This is a genomic window from Pseudomonas sp. TTU2014-080ASC (assembly GCF_001446935.1).
In the GTDB taxonomy this organism is placed as follows: Bacteria; Pseudomonadota; Gammaproteobacteria; order Pseudomonadales; family Pseudomonadaceae; genus Aquipseudomonas.
On sequence record NZ_LKKK01000002.1, the window covers coordinates 801,769 to 827,407 of the forward strand.

Below are 25,639 nucleotides of genomic sequence, written 5' to 3' on the forward strand. Positions count from 1 at the left end.
ATCAGTCCCCGGCCTGTCGTTTAAACTGCACCTCTCCCAGAAACGCTCCGTTAGGGCCGAAACTGCGCTCATGCAGTTCCCGGCTACCGTCGGCATGTACTTTCAACACCGTGCTGGCGCGGGTGCCGTAGCCCGGTGTGGCGATAAAGACGCTGGATAGAAGGCGCTCCATCTCCAGGCTGACGCCGGTTTGCGGCAGTGCAGCATCCTCTGGGCGTTGTGAGTCCTGTAGCAACTGAAACAGGCGCTGCGTATCGGCTTCTGGCAAGGCTTCCTGCAATGCTTGCTTGGCTCGCAGCAGTTTGGGCCATGGCGTATCCAGATCAGCATTGGACACCCCGTAAATACCCGGCTGTAGGCGGCTGATCAGCTGGGTACGCGAGTTCATGTGCCAGAGTTCATCACGATTACCCACCAGCAGATTGAAGCCGCCGTAGTGTTGCAGCGGATCGGCTAGCGTCTGCAGAAAATACTCTGGCGTTAGTTGGCTGCGTAAAAACGCAACGGGCAATTCGCCTCTGGAGTGCTGGCCTTGGGGCAAGTCCAGGTCACGGATATTGGTCAGTGCGGCGAAGCGGCCATCAGGGCCAATGCCGAGCCAAGTGCCTCCCGCTTGCAGATCTCGTCCGGCGATCACGCCCTCTGCATCTGGCCATGGCGCGGCGGGCTGGCTTGGGCGGGGGAAAAACTCATCGCGGTTGGCGGCGACGATAAGCGGTTGCGCCTGGCCGGGTTGCCAGGCAAAGACGATCAGGCACATCAGCACGACTCACTGGGGCTATTGGTGTGGCCGGGCTTCATGCTGCGGCCAAGACTGCCGGCACTTTACGCAAACCCAGAGGCTGCGTACATCCGCCGGAAGTGGAGTGGCGGATGTCGATCCGTTACCATGCCGCATCAAATGCGGGGGGTGGTTATGGAACTGTTGTTGTATTTGCTGCTGGGAGCAGCTGCCGGAACATTGGCCGGGTTGTTCGGCGTCGGCGGCGGCATCATTATCGTGCCGGTGCTAGTGCTGAGCTTTACTGCTCAGGGCGTTCCAACCGAGGTGCTGACCCATCTTGCAGTCGGTACATCGCTGGCCACGATCATCTTCACCTCCATAAATTCCGTGCTCGAACACCACCGTAAAGGTGCTGTCTTGTGGCCTGTTTTCGCATGGATGACTGTCGGTATCTTGCTTGGTGCCGGTGTCGGAGCAGCGACTGCAGCCGCTATTAAAGGTCCGATGCTGCAGAAGATCATCGGTGTCTTCGCCATCATTATCGCCATCCAGATGGCGTTGGATTTGAAACCCAAGGCCAGTCGGGATGTCCCAGGCAAACCGGGCTTGGTTGGTGCCGGTGGTGTGATTGGTTGGGCCTCGGCCATTTTTGGTATCGGTGGAGGCTCGCTGACTGTTCCGTTTCTGAGCTGGCGCAGTGTGCCGATGCAGAAGGCAGTGGCCACGTCGGCGGCTTGCGGTCTGCCGATTGCTGTCGCCAGTGCGCTGAGTTTTGTCTGGCTGGGCTGGGGTAAGCCGGAGTTGCCACAGTGGAGCGTTGGCTTTGTGTATTTGCCAGCACTGGTGGGGATTGCCGTTCCGAGCATGTTTTTTGCCCGTTTTGGGGCACGCTTGGCACATAAGTTGTCGCCCAAGCTACTCAAGCGCCTGTTTGCCCTGCTGTTATTCAGCGTGGGCCTTAGCTTCCTGATTTGAGGTATTGAAATGCTGCCTTATCCACAGATCGACCCTGTAGCGTTGTCGCTGGGGCCGCTGCAAATTCACTGGTACGGCCTGATGTACCTGATTGGTATTGGTGGTGCTTGGTTGCTGGCGTCGCGTCGTCTCGCCCGCTTTGACCCGAGCTGGAATAAGGAAAAGCTCTCTGATCTGGTGTTCTGGGTGGCGCTGGGGGTGATTCTCGGTGGCCGTCTGGGTTATGTGCTGTTTTACGATCTGGCAGCGTATATCGCTGAACCGGCCAAGGTTTTGCGTATTTGGGAAGGTGGGATGTCCTTCCACGGCGGCTTGATCGGTGTGCTGCTGGCGTCTTGGCTGTTTGCCAAGCGTAACAACAAGGGTTTCTTCGAGCTGATGGACTTTATCGCGCCGCTGGTGCCAATTGGGCTGGGTGCTGGCCGTATCGGTAACTTCATCAACGGCGAGTTGTGGGGCAAGGTCAGTGATGTTCCATGGGCGATGGTGTTCCCCACCGGAGGGCCGCTGGCGCGTCATCCGTCGCAGCTGTACCAGTTTGCACTGGAAGGTGTCGCGCTGTTCCTGATTCTTTGGTTCTACTCGCGCAAACCACGGCCGACTATGGCTGTCTCCGGTGTGTTTGCCCTGTGCTATGGCATCTTCCGTTTTATCGTTGAGTTCGTCCGCGTGCCGGATGCTCAGCTGGGATATCTGGCGTTCAACTGGCTGACCATGGGCCAGGTGTTGTGTCTGCCTATGATTGTTGGCGGTATCGGCCTGATTGTGTACGCCTACCGTAAAAACGCTTACGTCCAAGGAGTCGCGTAATGAAACAGTATCTCGACTTGATGCGTCTGGTTCGTGAGACCGGCACGTTCAAGAGCGACCGCACTGGTACTGGCACTTACAGCGTGTTTGCCCATCAGATGCGCTTTAACTTGGCCGATGGCTTCCCGCTGGTGACCACCAAGAAGTGCCACCTGAAATCCATCATTCATGAGCTGCTGTGGTTCCTGAAGGGCGATACCAATATCAAGTACCTGAAGGAAAACGGTGTGCGCATCTGGGACGAGTGGGCCGATGAAAACGGCGATCTCGGTCCGGTTTACGGCTATCAGTGGCGCAGCTGGCCAGCACCTAATGGCGAGTCGATCGACCAGATCAGCAAACTGATCCAGATGATCAAAACCAATCCTGACTCCCGTCGCCTAATCGTGTCAGCGTGGAACCCTGCGCTGGTGGATCAGATGGCGCTGCCGCCTTGCCATGCGCTGTTCCAGTTCTACGTGGCGGACGGCAAGTTGAGCTGTCAGCTTTATCAGCGCTCGGCGGACATCTTCCTCGGCGTGCCGTTCAACATCGCCAGTTATGCGTTACTGACCCTGATGATTGCTCAGGTGTGCGGTCTGCAGCCGGGGGACTTTATTTGGACCGGCGGTGACTGCCACCTGTACGCCAACCATATCGAGCAGACCGATTTGCAGCTGACTCGCGAACCGCTGCCGTTGCCGACGATGAAGCTGAATCCAGAGGTTAAAGACTTGTTTGACTTCCGCTTTGAAGACTTCGAGCTGGTGGGTTATGAGGCCCATCCGCATATCGCGGCGCCTGTTGCCGTCTGATTGCAGCGGTATTGAAAAGGGCGGAATCGCTGGGCGGTTCCGCCCTTTTTGTTTTTGAGCGGTTGTCAGTCTGCGGGACGAAATTGCCTGTGATGAGCAGCCCCAGCTCGGCTGATTTAAGTCAGGCCCCCCCGCAGCATGTACGGCCTCATCACGGCTAAGTCTACTTCTGCTCCTTTTCGACGGTGGCTTGATATTGGAGAGGAGCAATGGGGAACCAGCAGTAGGGGGGGGCAGAGGTGGTGGCGTGAGCACTTTTTCCACCAATAGAAGCAGAAAACCGCTCAGTAGAGCGCTGATAAGAGAGGTGAGAAACTTGATTGACTGTTTACGCACTTGGGGTATCCCGATTGATTTAAGGGACACCCACTTAATGGCCACTTTTCGTGTGTCATCGTCACGCACAAAAATTTAATGGGTTCCCAATCTCGGGACTCAGGAGATTGATATGCACACTTAAGGGTGTGTCATCAGCTCTTCAGAAAAATTTTAAGCAGTCTGCTCCGCGTGGATGAAGGTTGCGCTGAGTTGCTCCAACAATGCCTGGCGTTCGCTGTCTTGCAGCTGGGCTCTGGGGTTTAGGGATGACCATTCCGGGTGGGCGCGGGCTTTGTTAAGGGCTTCGGGCAGTTTGCCTTCGCGCCAGTTTTGCTCCTGCGGCATGTCTACCTTGATGGCTTCATAGGCTGCGTGACCGCGTGCTTCCAATGCCTGCAACAGTTGCTGCTGGCGCACGGCGAGCAGGCGCAGTACGGCGTCGTCCACGGTCAGTTCGCGTTGGCCTTTGAGTTTGCCTTTGAGGCGCGAGCCATAGTTGCGCAAGGTTTGTGCGCTGCCGCCAATGATCGCACCCAGTGCTGCGGCTGCGCCTAGGGTGACGCCGCCCACCAGCAGATCAATACCGACGCCAGTGGCCGCTCCGGCAGCCATACCGCCGCCGACTTTGATGCCGAGCTGTTTGAGGGTTTCCGGGTTGAACAGGTCGTTGCCCCAGCGACCATCGAGCAGCGGCAGGTCGCCTGCCTTGGCGTCTTCTTTGCGGAAAGCGTATAGACGCAGCAAGGCTTCCACACACTGCTGCTCGCGCTTGCGGATGCTTTGGTGCAGGTCGCTGATCGCGCTCTGCTCAAGGTTGCCTTCGGTTGCGACGCTACGGCGGCACGCGGCGACGTCCATCAACAGTTCGGCGATCAGGCGGGTGCCGCTGTCGCGGCGCATCTGCCGCTGGGCTTGATGATCGTCGATCAGGCGCTGCAACTGCGGACGAGCCTTTTCCAGCAGTAGGGCAAGGCTGTCGTACAGGCGACGCTCGCCATCCACAGGTGGTGCCACGCTGTCGAAGCCAACCAGGGCATGCAGGCCGATACGCGCCAGCGCCTCGCGCCATTCCTGTTCACGGTGCTGATGGCCGCTGACAAAGTTGAGCACCGGCAGCAGTGGGCGGCCACACATGGTCAGTACGGCCAGCTCGTCGCGGTACTTGGCCAGCACCGGCTCGCGGGCATCGATTACGTACAGGCCAGCGTCTGAAGTCAGCAGTTGGCGCAGGACTTTTGCCTCCTGCTCGAAGCGTTGCCTCGCTTCACTGCCTGCGAGGAAACGCTCCAGCCGCGCCGGGCCGTCCAGTCTTTCGCCGGGACGATCCAGTTGCTCCAGATAGTCGAGCAGGGCGATGGCGTCTTCTAACCCCGGCGTGTCGTACAGCTCAAGCAGGGCCTCGCCATCCACTGACAGCCGCGCGCCCTCCACATGTCGTGTTGTGCTGGGACGATGGGAGACTTTGCCGAAGCCGACATCACGGGTCAGAGTTCGTAGCAGCGAGGTTTTGCCGACGTTGGTGTGGCCGACCACGGCCAGTTTCAGGGCTTCAATCATGGCCGGACTCCAACCAGGTTAGCGGCGCGCTGTCGCTATGGGGCAGGCCGAGCTGATCCAGCGCCTGATGCCAGTCACCAAGGCGCTGACTGTCGAGGGCTTCGCCCTGCGGTGGTTGCAGCAGCCAGACCCGCGTTGCCGAGGCGTTGCGGGCCAGTTCGCCAATCAGCGCGAGCGTGCCACGGTCCGGCGAGCGTCGCGGGTCGCAGGTGATCAGCAGGCGCTTGGCTGGGAAACGGGCGAGTTGATCCAGTAACTGGCGGCGCTGCTCACGGCTGTCGATGACGCCGGCATCACTGATGCCTTTCGGCAGAGCGGGCGGCCATGGGCGTTGCGGGTCCAGCTCGATCGCTACGATCAGTGAGCCGTCGCTAGCCTGATCATGCTGACCAGCCTGAGGTTGATACAGCTGGCCCGGATCGGCGTCACATACGCCCAGGCGTTCGCTGCTCGGTTGCAGGCGTTCGCGCAGCAGGCTATAGCCGGGTAGGCTGAGGTCCAACTGCAGATTGGTGGTGCCGCGCCGCCAGCGCCAGGCACACAGCAGACTCAATAGCAGGCGTGGCAGCAGGCCGTAGATGATCAAGACGCCCACCAGCCAGTGCGCCCAGATTTGCCGCGCGCCTTCGTTGCTGATTGGGTTGTCGCCGCTGGCGCGGATCAGCTCGGCATCCGGCAGGGTGAAGCCAACCAGGGCAGGCAGCTGGCCGATGCTATGAGTCAGGGCGATAAATGTGTCGCTGCTGAGCAGGGTACTTTCCCAGACAAAACCATAGCGCCGTGTGGCCAGCAGGATCAGCAGGGTGATCAGTGCTGACAGCGAAGTGACCAGCCAGAAAGCGTGGCTCAGCAGGCCGACGCCCCAGCGTCCAACACGCTGGCGTTGCAGGAGCAGCATCAGTGCCGGCGCCAGTTGTGCAGCCTGAGCATCGCGGGCCAGCTTTTCGCTGAGCCACAACCATAGCCGGCCCAAGGCATTGCTACTGTCACGGGCGAACAGGCCCAACGCCCATGCCAGCAGCATCAGCCAGTTGAGGCCAAGCAGGCTGCCCAGCGCCCAGAACACATTAACCGGCCGCTGGCCGTCGCCCAGTGCAGCAACGGCAAGACCGCTGCCAGTGATGATTGCCACCAGCAGCAAAAGCATGCCGGCCAGCCTGGCACCTTGCAGCCAATGCAGGAGTCCTTGCTGTTGGCCGTCACGCTGAGCAAGAAAAAGGGCGCGGGTCTGAATGCGTTCAGTCAGGTCGCCGCCTTGCACTTGGGCATGGCGGTTGGCTTCGCTGTCTTCAAGCAGGCCAGCCTGCTCTTCACGCAGGCGAATGGCTTCAGTCAGCCAGAGCGAGGTGAGCTCGGAGCGCTTGGTGTCAGTCAAATTTCCTCCTGAGACATCTGTACCGCCGGATGAATTTTGTCCGGGCATACGAGTCTGTTAAGCGGCAAACATAGCAAAAAGCGCTATATCACTCATGTCTGCCGTGTTTGTAATGAATGTTTTTTGAGTCAGGGAAGGGGGAGGGACAGATGGCTAAACGAGGAATGTTGCCGTTGGTGTTGATGCTAGGGATGTGTGGCGCATCAGCGGAAGATTTGTCGTCAGATTCACTGTTGCAACGCTATGGCGTGCAACCCGATGAGCTGCCTGCAACAACTGTAGTGGAGTCTGTTGAAAACACACCGCGCTTCAACATCCAGCCAGAGTCGCCACCGGTGACGTTTGGCAGTACTGACACGCCACTGGAGAAAACCGGGAATCCATCCATTGATGCGATGCAGGAGCGTGACCGCAGGCTTTGCCAGGATCTCAAACAGCGATCGATTGAAAAGAACGGCTATTCACGCCTGACTTGCCCGTAAGTACGGTGCTGTGTGCAGCACCGTACGTTATTGCCCTCAGTGCTGCTGGCGTAGGCGCACAGCAATATCTGGCTGGTCGATGAACAGTCCGTCTATGCCTGCATCAAGGAAGCGTTTGATCTCTGTGTTGATATCGCCACGGTCTTGCGGGGCATCGCCTTTGCGCAGGTCGGTTGGCAGAAAGTTATTTTCTGCACGGAAGGTGTACGGGTGCACTTTAAGCCGGGCGGCGTGGGCGTCCCGGACCAGTGTGGTCGGTGAGCCCAGATTGCCGTTGGCGTCACGCGGGATGACTTGTCCTTTTTCAGGTCCTATTCCAGCCGCGTAGCGGGCGATGTTGCGCAGACCAGCCGGTGTAACCATCTGTGCATAAGTCAGTTTGCTGCCGGAGCTCAGCTGGTCAAACGGCTGTCCTTGGGCTTCGAGCAGTTGGATCAGCGGAATTTTGGTCTGTGTGCTCAGGAACTTCAGGTTGTCCACTTCAAAGGACTGGATGTAAACCGGAGCTTTTGGTGTGTCGTAACCGTTCTTGCGCAGAACCTTGAGCAGAGGGCGCTCAAGTGCCAGACCAAGTTGCTGGAAGTGGGTCGGGTGCTTGGTCTCAATGTACAGGCCGATGCTGCGGCGCTGGCTGATCTCCAGGCTTTTCACCAGATTGATGATTTCCTGCAGTGTCGGGATCTCGAATGTGCCATCCAAGCGTGCATTGCCGGGACGGATAGTCGGGATGCGCTCAATGGCGCGCAGGGTTTTCAGCTCCGCCAGCGTGAAGTCTTCACTGAACCAACCAGTAAGGTTTTGTCCGTCGATATTCTGGGTGCGCTTACGGTCGGCAAACTCAGGGTGATTGGAGACGTCAGTAGTCAGTCCCAGCTCGTTGTCATGTCGAGCCAGTAGAACACCGTCCTTGCTCATGACCAGATCCGGCTCGATGTAGTCCGAGCCCTGCAACACGGCCAGTGCGTAGGAGGCCAGTGTGTGCTCCGGAACATAACCACTGGCACCGCGGTGACCGATGATCAGAGGTTTCTGTTCAGTGTGTTGTGTCCCCGTGCTGGCGCTGGGGTGCTGATTGGCCCATCGGATGGCTTTATTGACTGGGTCAGCCAGTGCGCTTGCCGAAGCCGTGAACAGGAACAAACATAGAGCGGAGCGGGCGAGGTGTTTCATAAAAGCGAATCCTTGCTTGGTGGCTATCAGGCAGTGTGCAGACAGAAGGTGACGTCACAATGACAGTTTGGCAATGGCGTCATGCCGATGTGCGGGGATGAACGAAAGGTAGGCTGCGAGCTGAACAAGCCCTCTGATATGCTTGCCCGCATGAACAAGACACTCCCTCTCTCTCTTATCGCCGCCCTCGCCGAAAACCGTGTGATTGGCCGCGACAATCAGTTGCCATGGCATTTGCCGGCGGACCTCAAACACTTTAAGGCGCTGACTCTCGGCAAGCCGATCATCATGGGCCGCAAAACCTGGGATTCTCTCGGTCGGCCGCTGCCGGGTCGGTTGAATCTGGTAGTCACTCGCCAAGCGGGTCTGCAGCTTGAAGGCGCGGAGGTCTTCACCTCGCTGGATGCTGCCGTACAACGCGCTCAGGAATGGGGGCTGGCAGAGGATTCCGAAGAAGTGATGTTGATCGGTGGCGCGCAACTCTACGAGCTTGGCTTGTCTCAGGCTGACCGCTTGTATCTGACCCGTGTGCTGCTGAGTCCGCAGGGAGATGCCTTTTTCCCCGAGGTGCCGGAGCAGGACTGGCATCTGGCTTCCGCCATTGAACATGCTGCTGATGTGGAAACACCGGGCTACGTGTTCGAAGTCTGGGAACGTCGCTAACCTACTTCTCTGCCAAACCTCAGGAGACACCACGTGCGCGCTCATATTGATAGGCTCAGACTCCTGTATTGGCGCTTACGTGCCCGCTGGCATCTGCAGTGTAACGATGTGCATGGTGCCATGCACCGGGCTTGGGCGTATGTGCACGCCAGTCATGTCAGCGGCGACTATTACGAGTTTGGCGTATATCAAGGCTCTAGCTTGGTGAGTGCCTAGCTGTCTTACCGGCAGTGCCGCAAACATCTGGACTATTCGACCGACTTGCCGTTCGAACGCAGAGGCTCGGTGAGTACCTTCATGTCAAGTCGTCCCAGCTTCTACGGTTTCGATACCTTTCCCGGGATGCCGCAGAATGACGAGGGCGATGACACCTTGGCCAGCGGTTCCTTCAGGGCAGGCATCGAAATCGCCACGGCGCGTTGCCGAGCGGTCGGCCTCCAGGCCCCGGAGCTGCAGTTGGTGCCAGGTCTGTTCGCCGACAACGCTGACAGAATTGGCGATCGCCCGGCGGCGATCGTCCACCTAGATTGTGATTTACATGCTTCGACACGTGACGCCCTGTGCTTGATTGGCCCACGCTTGGTCCAGGGCTCGGTGCTGCCGTGCGACGACTATGACCTGTTCCGAGCCGACAACCAGGCTGGCCAGCGACGTGCCTTGCGGGAGTTCACCGAGGCCAGCGGCATTCAGCTTGAAACCTGGTTTGCCTATGGTGCAGCGTCGCGGGCCTTCCTCTGTCATGTGAACCCCACATAACCGCTTCGAGTGTACCGTGCGGTATTGACAGCCTCTTCGTCCTCTACTCGTTGTGCGAGGGCGTGCTCGCCCTGCTTTTGGCACTGCGCTGGAGGCCTACATATAGCGTGTCCAGGAATGGGCGCTGACAGAGGAGCCGTGATTGTTGGCGCGCAACTCTATGAGCTTGGCTTGTCCCTGGCTGACCGTTTGTATCCGCCCCGTGTGCTGCTGAGCCCGCTGGCGGATGCCTTTTTCCCCGAGGTGCCGGAGCAGGGCTGGCATCTGGCCTCAGCCATTGAACATGCTGCTGATGTGGAAACGCCGGGCTTGAGGTTTGGGAGTGTAAGTAATCGCCTGCTGCAGTGTCGCGCAGCAGTTTCTGCCAGGACTATGGACCCTTAACCTAACAAGACTGATGTTCATGTTTCTTCCTGGTTGATTGACGTGTTTAGCTCATCTTTTAAGTTGTTTATTCAGTTGTTTAACGCCGAACTTAGTGTTTTATTTTGTGGCTCTTATTTGTGTACTTAAGTGCATGTGGATTGGTGAGTGATTGGCTCTTTTGTTCATGTTTGTCTGTTTATTTATACGGCCTTGAATATGTATTTGCAGCGAGAATAAGCTGGATGCTTAAATCCATTCGGTAGATTCAAACCACCGGCGTATACCGTTAAAAGGAGTTGACGTGATGAACCGTGTATTGAAACTTTCAGTAGTTATGCTACTGCCGATTATTTCTATCATGAGCTTAAGTACTACAGCATGTGCTGCAGATTTGGGAGAAACCCCCGGGACTTATACCAATTATCGATTTCTCAGTACTTCAGGAGTGAATGTTAATCAGGGTTTTGATTCGGTAAAGTTCGCGATTACTGTGGATAAAGATCCTGGCTACAGCTCCAGTGTTTATTGGTCCAATCAGTTCACTTTAGTTGGAACTGCCTCCGGTGCTTATGCCGGATTGCAGAGTAATGGCGGTAGTGCGCGGACATTTCTCTTCTCCGCCTGGGATACCACCGAAGCCAGACCTGGCAGTGCCAACAGCTACTGTGTGACGTTCTCGGGTGAAGGTGAGGGCAGAAGTTGCCGTCTGCATCTGGACTGGCAGGAGGGGCACACCTACCAGTTTACGCTGGCTTACTCGGAGGACTCCTGGCTGACCGCCACGGTGACCGACCTGAGCAGCAACACTTCGTTTGTCCTGGGAAGTATCAAGACCTCTGCCCGGCGCATTTCGGCAAACGGTATGGTCAACTGGGCTGAGTACTTTGAATGGAACAGCCCGAAGGCCACCTGCCGTAGCCAACCGTACAGTAAAGCCACGTTTGCTGTGCCGCAGGGAACGCAGGGCAATAATACGATTACGGCCAGTATCAGCAGCGTCAGTAACTCCACAACCTGTTCAGATATCTCCAGGGTGACTCAGATCAGTGCTGGAAGTGTGCAGGAGAATGCTCTGGGGCAGTCTGTTCGCGGGGCGATTACTAACGCCGGCGCGTGCCTGGATATCAAGTCTGGGCTGGCTGAGGGGAATGCTGTGATCACCTATAGCTGTAATAACGGCAAAAACCAGGGCTGGGTGAGAAGCGGTACTGATAACAAACTCGTCACTGCCGATAATTTATGCCTGGATGGTTCCAGTGGTATCAAAGTGATCAGCTGTAAGAATGCTCAGAATAATTACAGTGACTGGTCAGTGGAAAATGGATTGATCCGTAATATCGGCAATAACAGGTGTATTACTGCAGTGGGCCGCGGCTCCGACACGACGTTGGAAGCCTGTGTCGGTTCAGATAATCAGAAATGGCAGGTTGTGCCGCTGTGATAGGGGCAGGAAAGGCAGTCGATGAAGACTGCTTTTCCTGCCAGCCTGAACTGCCAGGGCCCGAGTGGAGGATTGCTGAGATCAGCCTTTCCGATAGCACCAATGCCACGGTTCAAAGTTGTATCCATAAGGATTTCCTCGTGGAAACGACAGGTAAAAACCGAAGCTTGCTGCGTTATCCGTGAGCCAGGCGAAGGCTGGGGATTGTTCAAACTCTGTTTCAAGCAGGGCGTAACCAGCAGTGCCAACATCAACTGCGTTCCCGGTGTGATGCTCGCTGCAACCGGGGAGTGCCGAGACCGAAAGAACCTCCGTAATGGACTGACCGGCCGCGAGCTTGCGACGAATCAGTTCGGCCTGCCGCTGCACGCTGCGAAACGCCGACACGATAAACAGCGAAATACCTGAGTTCAGGGCTGCTGCGTGCATTTCTTTCCAAGCCTTGGCTGCTTCGGGGCTTAGCCTGTGCTCCCGTCCATCAGCATTTGTTGCGGCGGTGACTAGCTGTTCAGCTTCCTCGTACTCAAGCACTTGGCGACACAGGAAAAAGTCATCTGGAACACCGAACTCCTGAGCAAAGTGATGAAGGCGTGCAGAGTTCATCGGGTACCTCGGCTGCAGATTGAGTAGAAATCGAACTGTTCAGGCTCAGTCCTCACGTAATGCCTCGATCAGGCTTTTATTAAACCCTGCCGGATCCTCCATCTGTGGCGCATGGCCCATGCCGGGGCGTTCGATCAGGCGTGAGCCCGGAATCATGGCGTTTTGTAGTGGCCGATCTTCGCTTTGACCTCAGCTGGCGCTATATCACTGCCAATTGCCGTGGGGCGACATCACCGATCATCAGGATCGTAGGTGCCTCGAGAGCAGGCAGTTCGTAGTACACCGGTTGGGTGAAAATCATGCTGTAGATCATCGCCGAGTTCTACGCGAGAAGACGGTGGCCTGGGCCTTTGTTCAGAGCGGCCAGCATGGAAGCGGTGGAATGAGCAATCTTCTCGGCTCGCTTTAACTGCACAGAGGTCACTCTAGGAAGGTTGTTCACCTACGGACTGGGTAAGTGGACGGGAGTTCTTAGCGGTTTCTGTGCGCAGACAGGCGGGTGTTGTACGGCGTATTGCAGATTGGAACAGTGCATAAGTGCAATTGTCCGATCAGCCATCGACTTTTCATCGTGCTGCGGCCCGTAATTTGCTTTGATGTGTGCTCTTTCATCAAAGGAATGATGGCATGGCAAACCCTCCTCAAGCGTTTGCGCAATCACGACGGGCGTCGTTGATTGCCGCGATTTTTATGATGGCGACTTCAGCCATCGGCCCCGGATTTCTAACCCAAACAGCCACGTTCACCGCAACTCTCGGTGCGGCATTTGCGTTTGGCATTCTGGCCTCGATCCTGATCGACTTTGTGGTGCAGCTGAATGTCTGGCGCATCGTCACCCTGAGCCGCATGCGTGCCGCCGAACTGGCCAACCGTGCTGTGCCTGGCAGTGGTTATTTACTCGCCGTGCTGGTGATATTCGGCGGGCTGGTATTCAGCATCGGTAATATCGCCGGAGCTGGTTTGGGGCTTAATGCACTGGTCGGTCTGGACCCGCTATGGGGCGGTGCGCTGAGCGCCTTATTGGCAATTGGCATATTCACTTCGCACCGGGCAGGCATTGCCATGGATCGCATCATGATGGCTCTGGGGCTGGTTAAGGTCGGCCTGATTGCCTTCGCCGCCTTTGCCTCTCATCCGCCACTAGGCGAGGCGCTGCGCCAGACGGTGTGGCCAGAGTTTGTGGATTTTGCGGCGATCACCACCATTGTCGGAGGCACAGTTGGTGGCTACATCACCTATGCCGGTGCGCATCGCTTGCTGGATCGCGGCACGGTAGGCGTGGAAAACATTGAGGCGGTATCCAAGGCGGCGCTGACAGGCATTCTGGTGACCGGCGTTGTGCGTTATGTGCTGTTTCTCGCCATTCTGGGCGTGGTCGCCAGTGGTGTGGTGATTGATGTCTCCAGCCAGGCTGCCAACCCAGCTGCACAGGCATTCGGCGCAACGGCAGGCAAGATCGGCTTGATGGCGTTCGGGCTGGTGCTGTGGGCGGCAGGCATCAGCAGTGTGATCGGCGCGTCTTACACGTCGATGTCGTTTATTACCGTGTTCTCGGTAAACATCACCGAGCGTGGACGTCATCTGACAACAGTCGGCTTCATTCTGATCGCACTGGTTGCCTATCTGGCGCTCGGCAAACCACCAGCGGCACTGTTGGTGTTTGCGGGCGGTTTTAACGGTCTGATCCTGCCACTAGGCCTGAGCATCTTTATGTATGTGGGCTGGCGGCGAGCTGATCTTCTCGATGGCTACCACTACCCGCGCTGGTTGCTGGTGCTGGGCGTGATGACCTGCGTGTTGTCTTGGTATATGGCGTTTAAATCAGCCGGAGCGATATTTGCGTTTGTGATTGGGAGTTGATTCGCTTAATACAATGGCATTGCGAACTTAACTGGCGTCCTGGTCAGGCTCTGTACAGAAGGTTGCCAAGCAGAGGTCAGACAAGGCGAAATCGCTCGAAGAAGCTCAGCTCTAATGCAGCAAATGAGGACTCTGAGAGCGATTTCAACGCGCTATTACCGTCAATATTTATGTCCGACGATATAACTTATAAACATCAGTGCCATACCGATGCAAAGGCAGAGATTACCGAATAGCTCATATTTCCATTCATTCTGGCGCTCGTCGTAATGGTCGATGAGTTTTAACAGAAAGTAGGCCGCTACCAATGTGCAGCTTATTACAAGAAGGATCAACTCATTACCTGAATACACAATGTAGTGCGTTTTCTTGTTCCAGCCGATTTTTGTATATGAGAAAGATATTTTCTGGGCGTAAAGGGCATACGCTGAAAATGCAAAAAGTATGGTGGAGGTAACCGCTGCGAATGCTCTTTGCTTTGCTGTTAATTTGTTAGGTTTGTACGTTTTATTTGGGCTGTTAACCGACTTTTTCATGTGACATGCCAATAATTCTTGTCCCTATGAGAGCCTGCTTCAGCCGTAGCAGAAGCAGGCACAACTGTTAAAGCTCTGGCAACTGGCCAATCCGCCCAATCATTTCCGTAACGATTTGCAGATCAAGTTGGAATTGTTCCAGCGTTTTGAATTCGCCATCGGTATGGCCTGTGTATTTTTCGTCCGGGCGCGCTAGGCCGAATTGCACTCCGTTAGGCAGCTCGTGCACCGAGGTGGCGCCGGATGAGCTGCCGAACTCCGAAGGCAACCCCAGGTTTTCACTGGCCACACTCAGAAGCGCTTTGACCCATTCACCGTTCGGGTTGCGGTACATCGGCTCGGCGATTTTGTAATCCAGAGCCAGCACCACGCCGCTTTGCTGTTGCCATTGCTTGAGTTTGTCTGCGATCTCCTGTTGCAACTGCTCCGGTGTTTTGCCTTTAGGTACGCGCAGGTTCACCGCCAGTTTCAGGCTTTTATCGTCCAGCCCCACATAGGTCAGGGATGCAGTCAGCGGGCCCATAAAGTCGTCGCTAAAAGCCACTCCCAGCTTATTTCCAAAGTAATCCAGGCCCCAGTTGTCGGCGGCATAACGGGCGGCATCGGTGATGTGGTTGTGTTTAAGCGCCACTTTCGGCTCCAGCCCGGCGAGCAGGTCGAGCATGCGCGCCACCGGGTTTACTCCGGTTTGCGGTTTGGAGGAGTGAGCGGATACGCCAGTGACGGTGAGGTGTACCTGCTTGTTGATAACTTCAGCACTGACGCTGAAATCGCCGCCATTACGACTCGCATAGTCTTTACCGGCTGCTTGCAGTTGGGCTGCCAGTTGTTCTGGTTGATCAGTGACAAAGGTGGCGACAGATTTAGACGGAATCTGATTGGTCGCCAGCCCACCTGTGAGGGCAATGATTTCTGCGCCTTTGCCTGTCGCCGGGCGGCGGGCAAACTCGGCCATTACCGTGCCGTAGCCTTTCTCGGCAATCACCACCGGGTAGCTGCCATCAAGGGCTAGGTTGTAGTCCGGCATTGGGTTGCGGGCAAAGTAGTAGGGGATGGCATCGCCGGTCGTTTCTTCGGTGGTATCAATCAGCAGCTTGAAGCTGCGGGCCAGCGGTAGCTGCTCATCCTTGATCACCTTCATCGCATACAGCGCCACGACGATGCCGTTTTTATCGTCCTGAGTGCCGCGCCCATACAGACGGTCACCAATCTGCGTCACCTTGTAGGGATCAAGCTTGGTGCCATCTTCCAGCACCCAGTTGGCCGGGTTAGCCGGCACTACATCGGCATGCACATGCAGGCCAACAACCTCCTTACCGGTGCCGGGCAGAGAGACTTCATAAACCCGGTTATCAATATTGCGGAAGCTCAGGCCCAGAGATTGGGCCAGCTGCTCAATGTGTTTGGCAATGCGGTGAAACTCGGGGTTCTCATGCTGCTCCACACCCTCAACCCGTGCAGTGGGAATTGCCACCAGTTGGGTCAACTGCTCCAGCGCCGCCGCGCTGTATTTGACCCGAGCGTACAGGCCGAGCAGGCGGTAAATCTCATGCTGCTGATCTGTGGTTAATGACTGCTTATTCAGGTAGGCGTTGATGCTGCTGGCTAGCTGTACATCTTTACTCAGATTCAGTTGGCTGACCTGATTCAGAAAGGCTTTGAAGTCAGTAGGCGAGCTGGCCTTAACGCCCTGAATAATCGCAGCGCTTTGCTCGGGCGTCAGATTGGCGTAGGCGGTGGAGAGGGTGAAAAACGAGCTGAACAGTAGGGCAGTCAGAGCCAGCGGTTTGAAGCGCAGTTCCATAGAGGCATTCCTTTGCAGAGGTGGGGGGTCGTGAAAGACACAAGAGTGAACTTACCACTTGAGCGGCGATGGTTGCGGGGTTTTCTCCGAATTTTTAAGAATAGAGTTAGTAGGGTATGAACGTGGGCTGTGTAGGAAATATATGCCAGCCAAGGCGATAGTCTGAATAGACAAACGTTCAAAACACAGCTCAGGCCATAATCGTAAGAGGCCTGAGCTGCTTTTACTTACAGATAGGAATTAACAGTATCAATCAATTTTTCTGAATATGAGTAGATGTCATCTACTGAGTTTATAGGAATACGCGTTTCATTTTTTTCTACGTCAAATATTCCTAGATATTTCTGGCTGCGATTGAAATGTAAACGACAGATTGGTTTGCGATTGTTGTCGTCAAGTAGTACGCCACAGTAGCTTTGATTGTCACGAATCGCTACTCGCTTAACGTCTACGGCGCTTCTTACAATGGCTTTAACAATCATAAAGCCTTCTATTTCTTCCTCAGTGGTGACAATTTTCTCGCAGCCTGCCTGCTCAGTCTCAACAGGAGTAAGGTCAATATTTTCCACTAGGGGAATTGATACGGTTGCAGTACCGCTGATTGCTGACTTTAAACGATCATTAGCTTGGTCGTTTAAAAACTGGGTAGAAGCCTTTCGAGTCAACTAAGAGAATAGTTCTCGAACTTTTTGTGTAACTACTCCTTCGTATACTCGAGATGCTACAAACCTAATGAAATCTTCATCTGGGTTTGTTAGTAGGCGTGTAAGAAGTTTTTTAATTTGGCTAACGTATTTAAGTTCGCCAGCTGCATTCACGATGGATTCGACATCAAATGCAGTTTTAGTCAGTTTCAGCAGTTCAGGAACCACGTGTTCATCGATGTCTAGAAGATCTAGTTCTAAAAATGGCCGCTCATCCATTTTGTTCGGTGCATCGAGATCAGTGAAGAATTTATAGACTCTGCCGTTTGTCAGTATGGCTATACGAGCATTGGTAACGTGGAAGTACCGAAAAAGTTGGCTGGCATGATTTAGAGAGAGCTGCTCGCCAAGTTTTTTACACTCGATGAGTATCTGGATGTCGCCGTCCTTTAAGATTGCATAATCGATCTTTTCGCCCTTTTTCGTTCCAATATCGCAGACGTATTCAGGGATTACTTCAGACGGATCGAACACATCATATCCAAGCACCGCGTGTATGAATGGCATGATAAGTGCGTTCTTGGTGGCTTCTTCTGTCTGAATTGAGGCACTCTGTTGGCGAACTTTGACAGATAAGCTGTTCAGTTTTTCAGCAAATTCCATTGCAGCATCCTCAGTTATAAAAATGCACCATCGTACATATTGATGTCATTTTGATATGTGGGATGTCAACAGCTACACGAAGGGGAGTGGAATAACGTAACGGAGTGTGAAGTCGTTATTTTTGAGGAGAGCTGTCTAACTTGGATGTTTCACTGCATGATGGTTACATCGTCTCTCAAATAAATAAACCCGGCCTAAGCCGGGTTTCTTATTCACGCTACTAAACCAGCCTTAGCCGTCCAGAAACGCCTTATTACGTACCGCACCTTTATCCGCGCTGGTGGCCAGCAGGGCGTAGGCTTTGAGGGCGGTGGTGACTTTACGTGGACGCTGTTCGGCTGGTTTCCAGCCTTTTTTGTCCTGCTCAACACGGCGGGCGGCGAGTTCTTCGTCACTGATCAGCAGGTTGATGCTGCGGTTCGGGATGTCGATCAGCACTTTGTCGCCGTCCTGCACCAGGCCGATTGCACCGCCAGCAGCTGCTTCTGGTGAGGCGTGGCCGATGGACAGGCCAGATGTGCCGCCGGAGAAGCGGCCGTCAGTCAGCAGAGCGCAGGCTTTGCCGAGACCTTTGGACTTCAGGTAGGAGGTCGGGTAGAGCATTTCCTGCATGCCCGGGCCGCCTTTCGGGCCTTCGTAGCGGATGATGACGATGTCGCCTTCTTTCACTTCGTCCGCGAGGATGCCGCGTACGGCGCTGTCCTGGCTTTCGTAGATTTTGGCGTTGCCTTCGAAAACGAGGATGGACTCGTCCACGCCGGCGGTTTTCACCACGCAGCCGTCGAGGGCGATGTTGCCGTACAGCACGGCCAGGCCGCCTTCTTTGGAGTAGGCGTGCTCGACAGAGCGGATGCAGCCGTTCTCGCGGTCAGCGTCCAGCGTTTCCCAGCGGGTGCTCTGGCTGAAAGCGGTTTGCGTCGGGATGCCGGCCGGGCCTGCGCGGAAGAAGGTGTGTACGGCTTCGTCGTTGGTTTGGGTGATGTCGAACTTGGCAATGGCATCGGCCATGGTGCGGCTGTGTACGGTACTGACATCAGTGTGCAGCAGGCCGCCACGGGCCAGTTCGCCGAGGATGGAGATGATGCCACCGGCGCGGTGCACGTCTTCCATGTGGTACTTCTGGATGTTCGGCGCCACTTTGCACAGCTGCGGAACCTTGCGGGACAGACGGTCGATATCGCGCAGGTCGAATGGCACTTCAGCCTCTTGGGCAGCAGCCAGCAGGTGCAGGATGGTGTTGGTGGAACCGCCCATGGCGATGTCCAGAGTCATGGCGTTTTCGAACGCCTTGAAGTTGGCGATGTTGCGTGGCAGAACGGATTCGTCGCCTTCGCCGTAGTAGCGCTTGCACAGTTCAACGATGGTGCGGCCTGCTTGCAGGAACAGCTGTTCGCGGTCGCTATGGGTGGCCAGCATCGAGCCGTTGCCCGGCAGGGACAAGCCCAGCGCCTCGGTCAGGCAGTTCATGGAGTTGGCGGTGAACATGCCGGAGCAGCTGCCGCACGTCGGGCAGGCGCTGCGCTCGTATTCGGCGACTTTTTCATCGCTGGCGCTGCTGTCGGCGGCGATCACCATGGCGTCAACCAAGTCCAGACCGTGGCTGGCCAGTTTGGTTTTACCGGCTTCCATCGGGCCGCCGGATACGAAGATCACCGGGATGTTCAGGCGCAGGGCAGCCATCAGCATGCCGGGGGTGATTTTGTCGCAGTTGGAGATACAGACGATGGCGTCAGCGCAGTGGGCGTTGACCATGTATTCCACAGAGTCGGCGATGATTTCGCGGCTCGGCAGGGAGTACAGCATGCCGTCGTGGCCCATGGCGATGCCGTCGTCGACTGCGATGGTGTTGAATTCTTTTGCCACGCCGCCAGCTTTTTCGATCTCGCGGGCAACCAGTTGGCCCAGGTCTTTCAGGTGCACGTGGCCCGGTACGAACTGGGTGAAGGAGTTGGCTACGGCGATGATCGGTTTTTTGAAGTCTTCGTCCTTCATCCCGGTTGCACGCCACAGGGCGCGGGCACCGGCCATGTTGCGGCCTTGGGTGGAGGTCTTGGAACGATAATCTGGCATGGCTTTAAATCCTGCAAAGGCTAATCAGGTCACGCGCTCAGGCGTTGGCGCGGTACAGGCACGGTTTGACGGTGCGTATGTTGAGCCGGGTTCGGGCCTAAGGCAATGCATGTGTGCATCGGTCGGGCCGGGGCAAGGCGTGGCGCGGGGTGGGCGCTGGCGTGGCCGGGCTGCATGTCCGCCTGGGATGGGGCAGGGATTGGGAAGTTTAATCCTTATTGGGTTGAGGTCGAAAGGGCAAGTGACGAACATGGACGCACTCTTCTGTGCGCCTTGGTTCGGGTTACTACTTAATCATTTACTCGCAATGCTCACAGGCTTTTAAGAATCAGTTCTTTGAAAGCTGTAGCAACAGCATTGAGCGGTTTATTGCGCCTATGCACTAAATAGTCGGCACGTCCTGTACGGTATTGGAACGGACCTAAGCGCCGGACTTGCCCGGCCTCGAGCATTTCCCGCAGCATGAAGTCCCAACCCAGTGCTACGCCTTGGCCCCGTGCACAGGCATTCAGGGTCAGGGTGACCTGATTGTAGATCAGCATATTAGACGGCGGAGTGTAGGGGCACTCGAAGTGCTTGAACCAGTCAGCCCAGTTCATCCAACGCCATTGCTCCGGATCAAGCTGGATCAGGCGGAGTTTCAGCAGATCAGCGGGGTTCTCGATGTCGGGGCATGTGAATTGCGGGCCGCAGATGGGGTAAACCACTTCGTCAAACAGCTTGGATTTTTCCAGTCCCGGCCAATCGCCATCACCATAAAGAATGCCGAAATCAAAATCCGCGCAGCGGCTGAAATCCATATCGTTGGTCGACATGATGTTGACCGTGACGCCCGGCATAACCTGATTGAACAGCTCAATGCGTGGCACCAGCCAGTAGTGGGCGACCGCTTGAGTACAAATCACGCTGACCGAATTGCCGGCATGGGATTGGCGGATGCGCGCCACGCTTTGTTTGAGGGCAAGCAGCAGAGGCTGGGAAGCAGCCAGCAGCTCACTTCCGGCAGGGGTTAGGCGCAGGCCATTTCTCGCTCGCTCAAATAGGGGAAACCCGAGGCTGTCCTCCAGGTTACGCACCTGCTTGCTCACCGCGCTCTGGGTGACGCAAAGCTCTCTGGCAGCTTGAGTGAAGCTGAGTAAACGCCCTACTGATTCAAAGTAGGTCAAGGAATGTAGTGGCGGTAGACCAGATGGATTTGTAATCATGGGAGGCTCTGTAACGCGTATTTGGGCGATTGGACTGCCTGTTGTTTAGGTTAGGGTATTCCAAATCGTCATGCATGTATGCCGTAATATCGTTTGTCCGACTCTACTGGCAAGACCTAATGTCACGTCATGCACGTGGAGTCGATTTATGCAGACAATAAAAAAATTTCCAAAAATTGATGGTGATCTGGGCTGGTACGAAACCTCCCCCGGTAAAGATGAAGTGTTTGGTGAACGCCTCAAAGGTGTCCAGCACGCCGATATCACCATTATCGGTGCAGGTTATACCGGTCTCTCCCTGGCTCACCGACTAGCAGAACTGAACCCTGATGCACGCATCGCGTTGGTCGATGCACTGCGTGTAGGGCAAGGCACCTCGGGGCGCAATGCTGGTTTCATCATCGACCTGCCGCACAATCTGGATGCAGGTAAGCCGGATATTGAGCACGACCAAATGCTCTATCGGCTCAACACTTTTTCCATCTCGCGCCTGCGGGAGTTCAAAGAGCGTCATTCGATTGATTGCAACTGGCACCATGCGGGTAAATACATGGCCGCGCATGAGACCAGCAACCTCGAAGGGCTCGACAGCTTTGTCACAACCCTGCGCAACAACCGCTTCAAGTACGAAGACCTTTCAAGCGCTGAGCTCAAGCGCCGCTTGGGGACTGAGTATTATCAGCGGGCGATCTATACCCCAGACAACATTTTGATGAACCCCTCATCACTGGTACGTGGTGTGGCTAAGGCCCTGCCGGCCAATGTGCGGGTGTTCGAGCAAAGTCCGATTATCGCGTGTGAATATGGTTCGACCCATGTAGTGCGTAGCGTAGGTGGCGAAATTCGCAGCCGCTGCCTGATCCAGACCACTAACTCGTTCAGCGAGGAATTTGGTCAGGTACAAAACCGACTGGCGCCAGTGTTCACCTACGCCAGCCTCACCGAGCCGCTCAGCGACAGTGATTATCAGGCCTGCTTCAACGGTGTGGAGCCATGGGGCCTGACCTCTGCACACCCGGCTGGCACCACTGTGCGCCTGACCAACGACCGGCGGATATTCATCCGCAACGTGCTGGATTTTGAGCCGCAGCTGAGCAGTAACGTGCATGGTCTGGACGCAGCGTGGCAGCAACATCGTCGCTCTTTTGAACGACGCTTTCCCAAGCTCGCCCACATGGTTTTCCAGTACACCTGGGGCGGCATGCTGTGCATGACGTTGAATCACCAATCGGTATTTATGGACTGCGGTGACGAGCTTTATGTTGTCGGCGGTTGTAATGGCGTAGGCGTGGCCAAGGGCACTTACCTGGGCTACTACATGGCCGACTACATCAATCAGAAATCCAGTGCCGAACTGGATTTCATCCTCGCGCACAGCCAGCCCAGCTGGGTGCCGCCGGATCCACTGCGCACTATCGGTGCCCGGATTCGCCTCAAATATGAATCCCGTAACGCAGGGGGCGACATCTGATGAGCATTACCCGCTATCAAGAATCAGCACGCATGTCGCAGGTTGTGTGCTTTGGCTCCCATATTGAGACCGCCGGGCAAGTGGCCCACGACACCTCAGAAGGTATCAAAGGCCAAACCCAGCAGGCACTCGACGCAATCGACGCACTGCTGGCAGAAGTCGGCGCAAGAAAGGAGGACCTGACCCGAATTCAGATTTGGCTGGCTGATATGGATGATTTCAGCGCCATGAATGAAGTCTACGAACAATGGCTCAATGGCGTGGCTAAACCGGTACGCGCCTGTGTAGGTAGCCAACTGGTCAGCGGTGGCTACCTGATCGAGGTTCAAGCCTTCGCCTACCGCACTTAATAAACCCAGACGCTGTAAAAGTGCCGCCCCATAACGGGCGGTCTGTTGTACACCGATAACAATGACAAGAGGTTGTAGTATGAAACTCAATGCCTGCATTTTTGCACTGATGACCACCGCTTTGGCAGCTTTGCCTGCCCATGCGCTGACCCTGAAACTGGCTGGTCAATATGGCAACGACTCCGACGACACTCGCGACATGCTAGTGCTCAAGAAAGAGTTCGAAGATAAGACCGATAGCGACGTTAAGGTCCGCATTTTTCCGGCCAACCAACTGGGTGACTACACCCAAGTGTACGAGGAGCTACGCCGCGGCAGCATCGAGATGGCGCTGATCACCATTCCGAGTCAGTTCGACCGCAATTTGGAGCTGCCGTACATTCCTTACCTGGCCAAAGACTGGAACGAAGCCCGTCGCATCTATTCCAACGACAGCTTCCTGTTCAAGGAAATGGCTCAACTCAACGAGAAGCTGGGCGTCAAACTGCTGGCCTTCCAACCAGCCGGTTTTGGCGGTCTGGGCATGAACAAGGTGCCTGCTAGCGGCCTGCAAGACCCTGCCAGCGACAAGAGCGATGTGCTGATTCGCGTTCCCCCGCTGGCCGTATTCGCTGAGCCGATCAAAGATGTGGGCTTCAAAAGCGTTTCTATCCCATGGTCCGACACCTACTCGGCTATTCAGACTGGTGTAGCGGACGGCTGGACCGGCGGCTCGTCGATCCTGAACTACGAAACCATGCGTGATGCCATCAAATACTATTGGCCAATCAACAACTGGTTTGACGTTCGCGCCTGGCTGGTGAGCGAGAAGGCCTGGAACAAATTGTCTGAAGAGCAACGCGTGGAGCTGCAATCTATCACCGTTCGCCTGGCCACTGAGCGTATGAACGCTAACGAAGAAGTTGAGAAGGAATACACCCGTAAACTGGCTGAACACGGCGTGAAAATCCTGGAAGTAACACCTGAGCAACTCGACGCTTATTCCAAGCACGCTAAAGAAGTGACCTGGCCGAAACTAGAGAAAATCTATGGCGCAGAAACCATGAAAAAGCTGGCTGAATAATTTTCCTCAGGAGGGGCGTTCGCGCCCCTTCGCTAGGGTGTCACGTTTATGAATAAGTTCGGCGTGTGTCTTGCCTGGGTCGAAGACCATATTGTCTTGCTGGCCACCATTGGCGTTTTGTCTTCCATTACGTTGTCGGCTGCCTGCCGCTATCTATTTTCCTACGATTTGAACGGTGCCGAAGAAGTGCTTGGCCTGTTCAGTGCCTGGATGTTCTTTATCGGCGCTATCCGCGCCAGCCGTACACGCACTCAAATCACAGCCGACATTCTCGGGGTGATCTTCAAAGGCGGCGTTATGGGCTTTCTGATTCGCCTGACGCGCATTTTGTTGGGTTTGGCGATCTGTTCCACCATGGCCTGGTGGTCGGTCGAGTTCATCACCTGGGAAATGGAAAACGGTGGCAAAACTCCAGCCTTAGGCATCCCGATTCTGTTTGGCAAGCTGGCGCTGTTTTTATCCTTCATCGGCATGGCGGGTTATTGCCTGCGTGATCTTGCCTCTCTGTTTATGAAGCGCTAGGGGACTGAGCATGATTTTTATCGCACTGGCGTTAGTTTTCGTCGGCATCATCCTGGGCTTACCGATTCCCTTCGTGTTCCTCGGTAGCACCATTTTCCTGATTATGACGTTGGGTTATGGCCCGGACTTCCTCATGCCGTACGGCTACAGCATGATGGGCAACCCGGTCATTCTGGCCATTCCGCTGTTTATCATCGCGGGCGGCATCATCAACCGTAGCCATATTGCCGACAAACTGGTGGGCATTGTCGACCGCATGGTCGGCGGTATCAAAGGCTCTTTGGCGGTCGTCTCGATATTCTCTTGCGCTTTGTTCGGCTCAATAACGGGCAGCGGTGCAGCAACCATCGCCGGTGTCGGCAGCGTGATGTTCAAGAAGCTCGATGACCGAGGTTATCCAAAAGGCTTCTCCGCCGCGCTGATAGGAAGCTCGTCTGTTCTGGGTATGCTGATTCCGCCCAGTGCCATCATGATTTTGTACGCGTGGATTGCTAATCAATCAGTACTGGCAGCTTTTTTATCGACCGTTATACCTGGGTTGATTTTGGCCGTATTACTGTCGATCTTTTCCCTGATCTACCTGCGCAAAGACCCCAACGTCAAAGTTATCGAAAAAAGCGGCAACGTCAGCTATCAGCCACGTAAACGTCTGAGTTTGTTCAGCTGGATCAGCCGTGACAGTGCCGTACCCGCGTTGCTGATGCCACTGCTGATTCTGGGCTCGATCTATGGCGGTATCCTGACGCCAACCGAGGCGGCTGCCCTGGGTGTGGTCTACGCCATTCCGGTGGGTATGTGGATCTACCGTCAGCTTCAGGTTAAAGACATCAAGGAAGTACTGATCGACTCAGCCACCACCACTGGCTCGCTGATGATCATGCTGTTCTCCGTGATGCTGCTCAGTCGCATGTACGTGATGGAAGATGTACCGGGCACGATCATTGAATTCCTGATGCAAATCTCGGAAAACAAACTGGTCCTGCTGCTGATCCTCAACCTGTTCATGCTTATCGTTGCAGCGATCATGGACGACGTCAGCGCTGTGCTGTTGTGCACCCCGATCCTGTTCCCGATCAGTCAGCAAATGGGTATTGATCCGGTGCATTTTGCTGCCATCCTTGGGGTCAACCTCGGCATGGGCAACATCACTCCGCCCACTGCACCACTGTTGTTCCTCAGTGGACAAATGAGTGGAGCCGACACAGCAGAGATGCTCAAACCAGCGGCCCTGATGATTCTGTTTGCCTGGTTGCCGACCTTGCTGATCACCACGTACGTGCCAGAGCTGTCGACCTGGTTGCCGGGTCTGCTGCTGTAGTAGCTACAGCGAGCGACACTGAAGTATGGGGCTACTTGCCTATGTGGTAAGCGCTCCATACGGGCCGGTGTGTTGTCCCGGTCATAGCGCTTTCACCTT

23 protein-coding genes and 2 pseudogenes are annotated in these 25,639 nt (G+C 55.5%); 14 read left to right on the top strand and 11 right to left on the bottom strand.

Annotated features, from left to right (window positions below):
* Position 1: 1 nt before the first annotated feature.
* Complete coding sequence (locus tag AO726_RS09160; protein WP_058067757.1) at positions 2 to 760, bottom strand: NRDE family protein; 759 nt, start codon at positions 758 to 760, stop codon at positions 2 to 4.
* Between the two features lie 156 nt (positions 761 to 916).
* Here AO726_RS09160 and AO726_RS09165 point away from each other — a divergent pair, with 156 nt between their 5' ends.
* The 3 genes from AO726_RS09165 to AO726_RS09175 are packed head-to-tail and all read left to right on the top strand — an operon-like array spanning position 917 to position 3,303.
* The gene (locus AO726_RS09165; protein ID WP_058067758.1) at positions 917 to 1,699 is read left to right on the top strand and encodes a sulfite exporter TauE/SafE family protein; all 783 of its coding nucleotides are present in this window, start codon (positions 917 to 919) and stop codon (positions 1,697 to 1,699) included.
* Positions 1,700 to 1,708: 9 nt separating this feature from the next.
* Positions 1,709 to 2,509, top strand: coding sequence for a prolipoprotein diacylglyceryl transferase (gene lgt / locus AO726_RS09170; RefSeq protein WP_058067759.1), 801 nt, complete (start codon positions 1,709 to 1,711; stop codon positions 2,507 to 2,509).
* Entirely contained in the window at positions 2,509 to 3,303 is a 795-nt protein-coding gene (locus AO726_RS09175) for a thymidylate synthase (protein WP_058067760.1), read from the top strand. Before lgt ends, AO726_RS09175 begins: the two co-directional genes overlap by 1 nt.
* A gap of 489 nt (positions 3,304 to 3,792) precedes the next feature.
* Here AO726_RS09175 and AO726_RS09180 read toward each other — a convergent pair whose 3' ends face one another.
* Positions 3,793 to 5,178, bottom strand: coding sequence for a GTPase/DUF3482 domain-containing protein (locus tag AO726_RS09180; RefSeq protein WP_058067761.1), 1,386 nt, complete (start codon positions 5,176 to 5,178; stop codon positions 3,793 to 3,795).
* Entirely contained in the window at positions 5,171 to 6,553 is a 1,383-nt protein-coding gene (locus tag AO726_RS09185; RefSeq protein ID WP_058067762.1) for a DUF2868 domain-containing protein, read from the bottom strand. The genes AO726_RS09180 and AO726_RS09185 overlap by 8 nt, the downstream gene beginning before the upstream one ends.
* Before the next feature lie 149 nt (positions 6,554 to 6,702).
* On the opposite strand from AO726_RS09185, the gene AO726_RS09190 reads away from it, so the two are divergent.
* The gene (locus AO726_RS09190; RefSeq protein WP_058067763.1) at positions 6,703 to 7,035 is read left to right on the top strand and encodes a hypothetical protein; all 333 of its coding nucleotides are present in this window, start codon (positions 6,703 to 6,705) and stop codon (positions 7,033 to 7,035) included.
* 36 nt (positions 7,036 to 7,071) lie between these two features.
* Here AO726_RS09190 and AO726_RS09195 read toward each other — a convergent pair whose 3' ends face one another.
* On the bottom strand, positions 7,072 to 8,205 hold the full coding sequence (locus tag AO726_RS09195; protein ID WP_058067764.1) for a glycerophosphodiester phosphodiesterase: 1,134 nt from the start codon (positions 8,203 to 8,205) through the stop codon (positions 7,072 to 7,074).
* Positions 8,206 to 8,343: 138 nt separating this feature from the next.
* Between AO726_RS09195 and AO726_RS09200 the strand changes: the two genes are divergently transcribed.
* From AO726_RS09200 to AO726_RS09215, 4 genes are all read left to right on the top strand, one after another.
* Positions 8,344 to 8,868, top strand: coding sequence for a dihydrofolate reductase (locus tag AO726_RS09200; RefSeq protein WP_058067995.1), 525 nt, complete (start codon positions 8,344 to 8,346; stop codon positions 8,866 to 8,868).
* Positions 8,869 to 9,165: 297 nt separating this feature from the next.
* Positions 9,166 to 9,624 carry a TylF/MycF/NovP-related O-methyltransferase gene (locus AO726_RS09205; protein WP_206542508.1) on the top strand — a complete coding sequence of 153 codons (459 nt, stop codon included), beginning with the start codon at positions 9,166 to 9,168 and terminating at the stop codon, positions 9,622 to 9,624.
* A gap of 117 nt (positions 9,625 to 9,741) precedes the next feature.
* Complete coding sequence (locus AO726_RS09210; RefSeq protein ID WP_058067765.1) at positions 9,742 to 10,008, top strand: dihydrofolate reductase; 267 nt, start codon at positions 9,742 to 9,744, stop codon at positions 10,006 to 10,008.
* A 286-nt stretch (positions 10,009 to 10,294) separates the two neighbouring features.
* A complete protein-coding gene (locus AO726_RS09215) occupies positions 10,295 to 11,431 on the top strand; it encodes a DUF3472 domain-containing protein (RefSeq protein WP_082629097.1) in 1,137 nt (378 codons plus the stop codon).
* Positions 11,432 to 11,512: 81 nt separating this feature from the next.
* On the opposite strand, the gene AO726_RS09220 is transcribed toward AO726_RS09215, so the two are convergent.
* Positions 11,513 to 12,034 (bottom strand): M15 family metallopeptidase, encoded by a 522-nt coding sequence (locus AO726_RS09220; RefSeq protein ID WP_058067767.1) that lies wholly within the window; start codon positions 12,032 to 12,034, stop codon positions 11,513 to 11,515.
* A 45-nt stretch (positions 12,035 to 12,079) separates the two neighbouring features.
* Positions 12,080 to 12,404, bottom strand: a pseudogene (locus AO726_RS21260) (alpha/beta fold hydrolase); the annotation flags it as partial.
* 257 nt (positions 12,405 to 12,661) lie between these two features.
* On the opposite strand from AO726_RS21260, the gene AO726_RS09225 reads away from it, so the two are divergent.
* The gene (locus AO726_RS09225; RefSeq protein WP_058067768.1) at positions 12,662 to 13,894 is read left to right on the top strand and encodes an NRAMP family divalent metal transporter; all 1,233 of its coding nucleotides are present in this window, start codon (positions 12,662 to 12,664) and stop codon (positions 13,892 to 13,894) included.
* Between the two features lie 161 nt (positions 13,895 to 14,055).
* On the opposite strand, the gene AO726_RS09230 is transcribed toward AO726_RS09225, so the two are convergent.
* The 5 genes and pseudogenes from AO726_RS09230 to AO726_RS09250 all read right to left on the bottom strand — a co-directional run bounded on the left by AO726_RS09230 (position 14,056) and on the right by AO726_RS09250 (position 20,816).
* Complete coding sequence (locus tag AO726_RS09230; RefSeq protein WP_058067769.1) at positions 14,056 to 14,430, bottom strand: hypothetical protein; 375 nt, start codon at positions 14,428 to 14,430, stop codon at positions 14,056 to 14,058.
* A 67-nt stretch (positions 14,431 to 14,497) separates the two neighbouring features.
* The gene (locus AO726_RS09235) at positions 14,498 to 16,234 is read right to left on the bottom strand and encodes a dipeptidase (RefSeq protein ID WP_058067770.1); all 1,737 of its coding nucleotides are present in this window, start codon (positions 16,232 to 16,234) and stop codon (positions 14,498 to 14,500) included.
* Positions 16,235 to 16,461: 227 nt separating this feature from the next.
* A pseudogene (locus AO726_RS09240) lies at positions 16,462 to 17,541 on the bottom strand (type I restriction endonuclease).
* A gap of 231 nt (positions 17,542 to 17,772) precedes the next feature.
* Positions 17,773 to 19,611 (bottom strand): dihydroxy-acid dehydratase, encoded by a 1,839-nt coding sequence (gene ilvD / locus AO726_RS09245; protein WP_058067771.1) that lies wholly within the window; start codon positions 19,609 to 19,611, stop codon positions 17,773 to 17,775.
* A 311-nt stretch (positions 19,612 to 19,922) separates the two neighbouring features.
* The gene (locus tag AO726_RS09250) at positions 19,923 to 20,816 is read right to left on the bottom strand and encodes a LysR substrate-binding domain-containing protein (protein ID WP_082629098.1); all 894 of its coding nucleotides are present in this window, start codon (positions 20,814 to 20,816) and stop codon (positions 19,923 to 19,925) included.
* A 148-nt stretch (positions 20,817 to 20,964) separates the two neighbouring features.
* Between AO726_RS09250 and AO726_RS09255 the strand changes: the two genes are divergently transcribed.
* The 5 genes from AO726_RS09255 to AO726_RS09275 all read left to right on the top strand — a co-directional run bounded on the left by AO726_RS09255 (position 20,965) and on the right by AO726_RS09275 (position 25,540).
* The gene (locus AO726_RS09255; RefSeq protein ID WP_058067773.1) at positions 20,965 to 22,287 is read left to right on the top strand and encodes an NAD(P)/FAD-dependent oxidoreductase; all 1,323 of its coding nucleotides are present in this window, start codon (positions 20,965 to 20,967) and stop codon (positions 22,285 to 22,287) included.
* Positions 22,287 to 22,637, top strand: a complete 351-nt coding sequence (locus AO726_RS09260; RefSeq protein WP_058067774.1) for a RidA family protein — start codon at positions 22,287 to 22,289, stop codon at positions 22,635 to 22,637. The genes AO726_RS09255 and AO726_RS09260 overlap by 1 nt, the downstream gene beginning before the upstream one ends.
* 79 nt (positions 22,638 to 22,716) lie before the next feature.
* Positions 22,717 to 23,700: a TRAP transporter substrate-binding protein DctP gene (gene dctP, locus AO726_RS09265; protein WP_058067775.1), complete on the top strand. Its 984-nt coding sequence runs from the start codon at positions 22,717 to 22,719 to the stop codon at positions 23,698 to 23,700.
* Between the two features lie 48 nt (positions 23,701 to 23,748).
* Entirely contained in the window at positions 23,749 to 24,222 is a 474-nt protein-coding gene (locus AO726_RS09270) for a TRAP transporter small permease (RefSeq protein WP_058067776.1), read from the top strand.
* 10 nt (positions 24,223 to 24,232) lie between these two features.
* Complete coding sequence (locus AO726_RS09275) at positions 24,233 to 25,540, top strand: TRAP transporter large permease (RefSeq protein WP_058067777.1); 1,308 nt, start codon at positions 24,233 to 24,235, stop codon at positions 25,538 to 25,540.
* Positions 25,541 to 25,639: the final 99 nt, after the last annotated feature.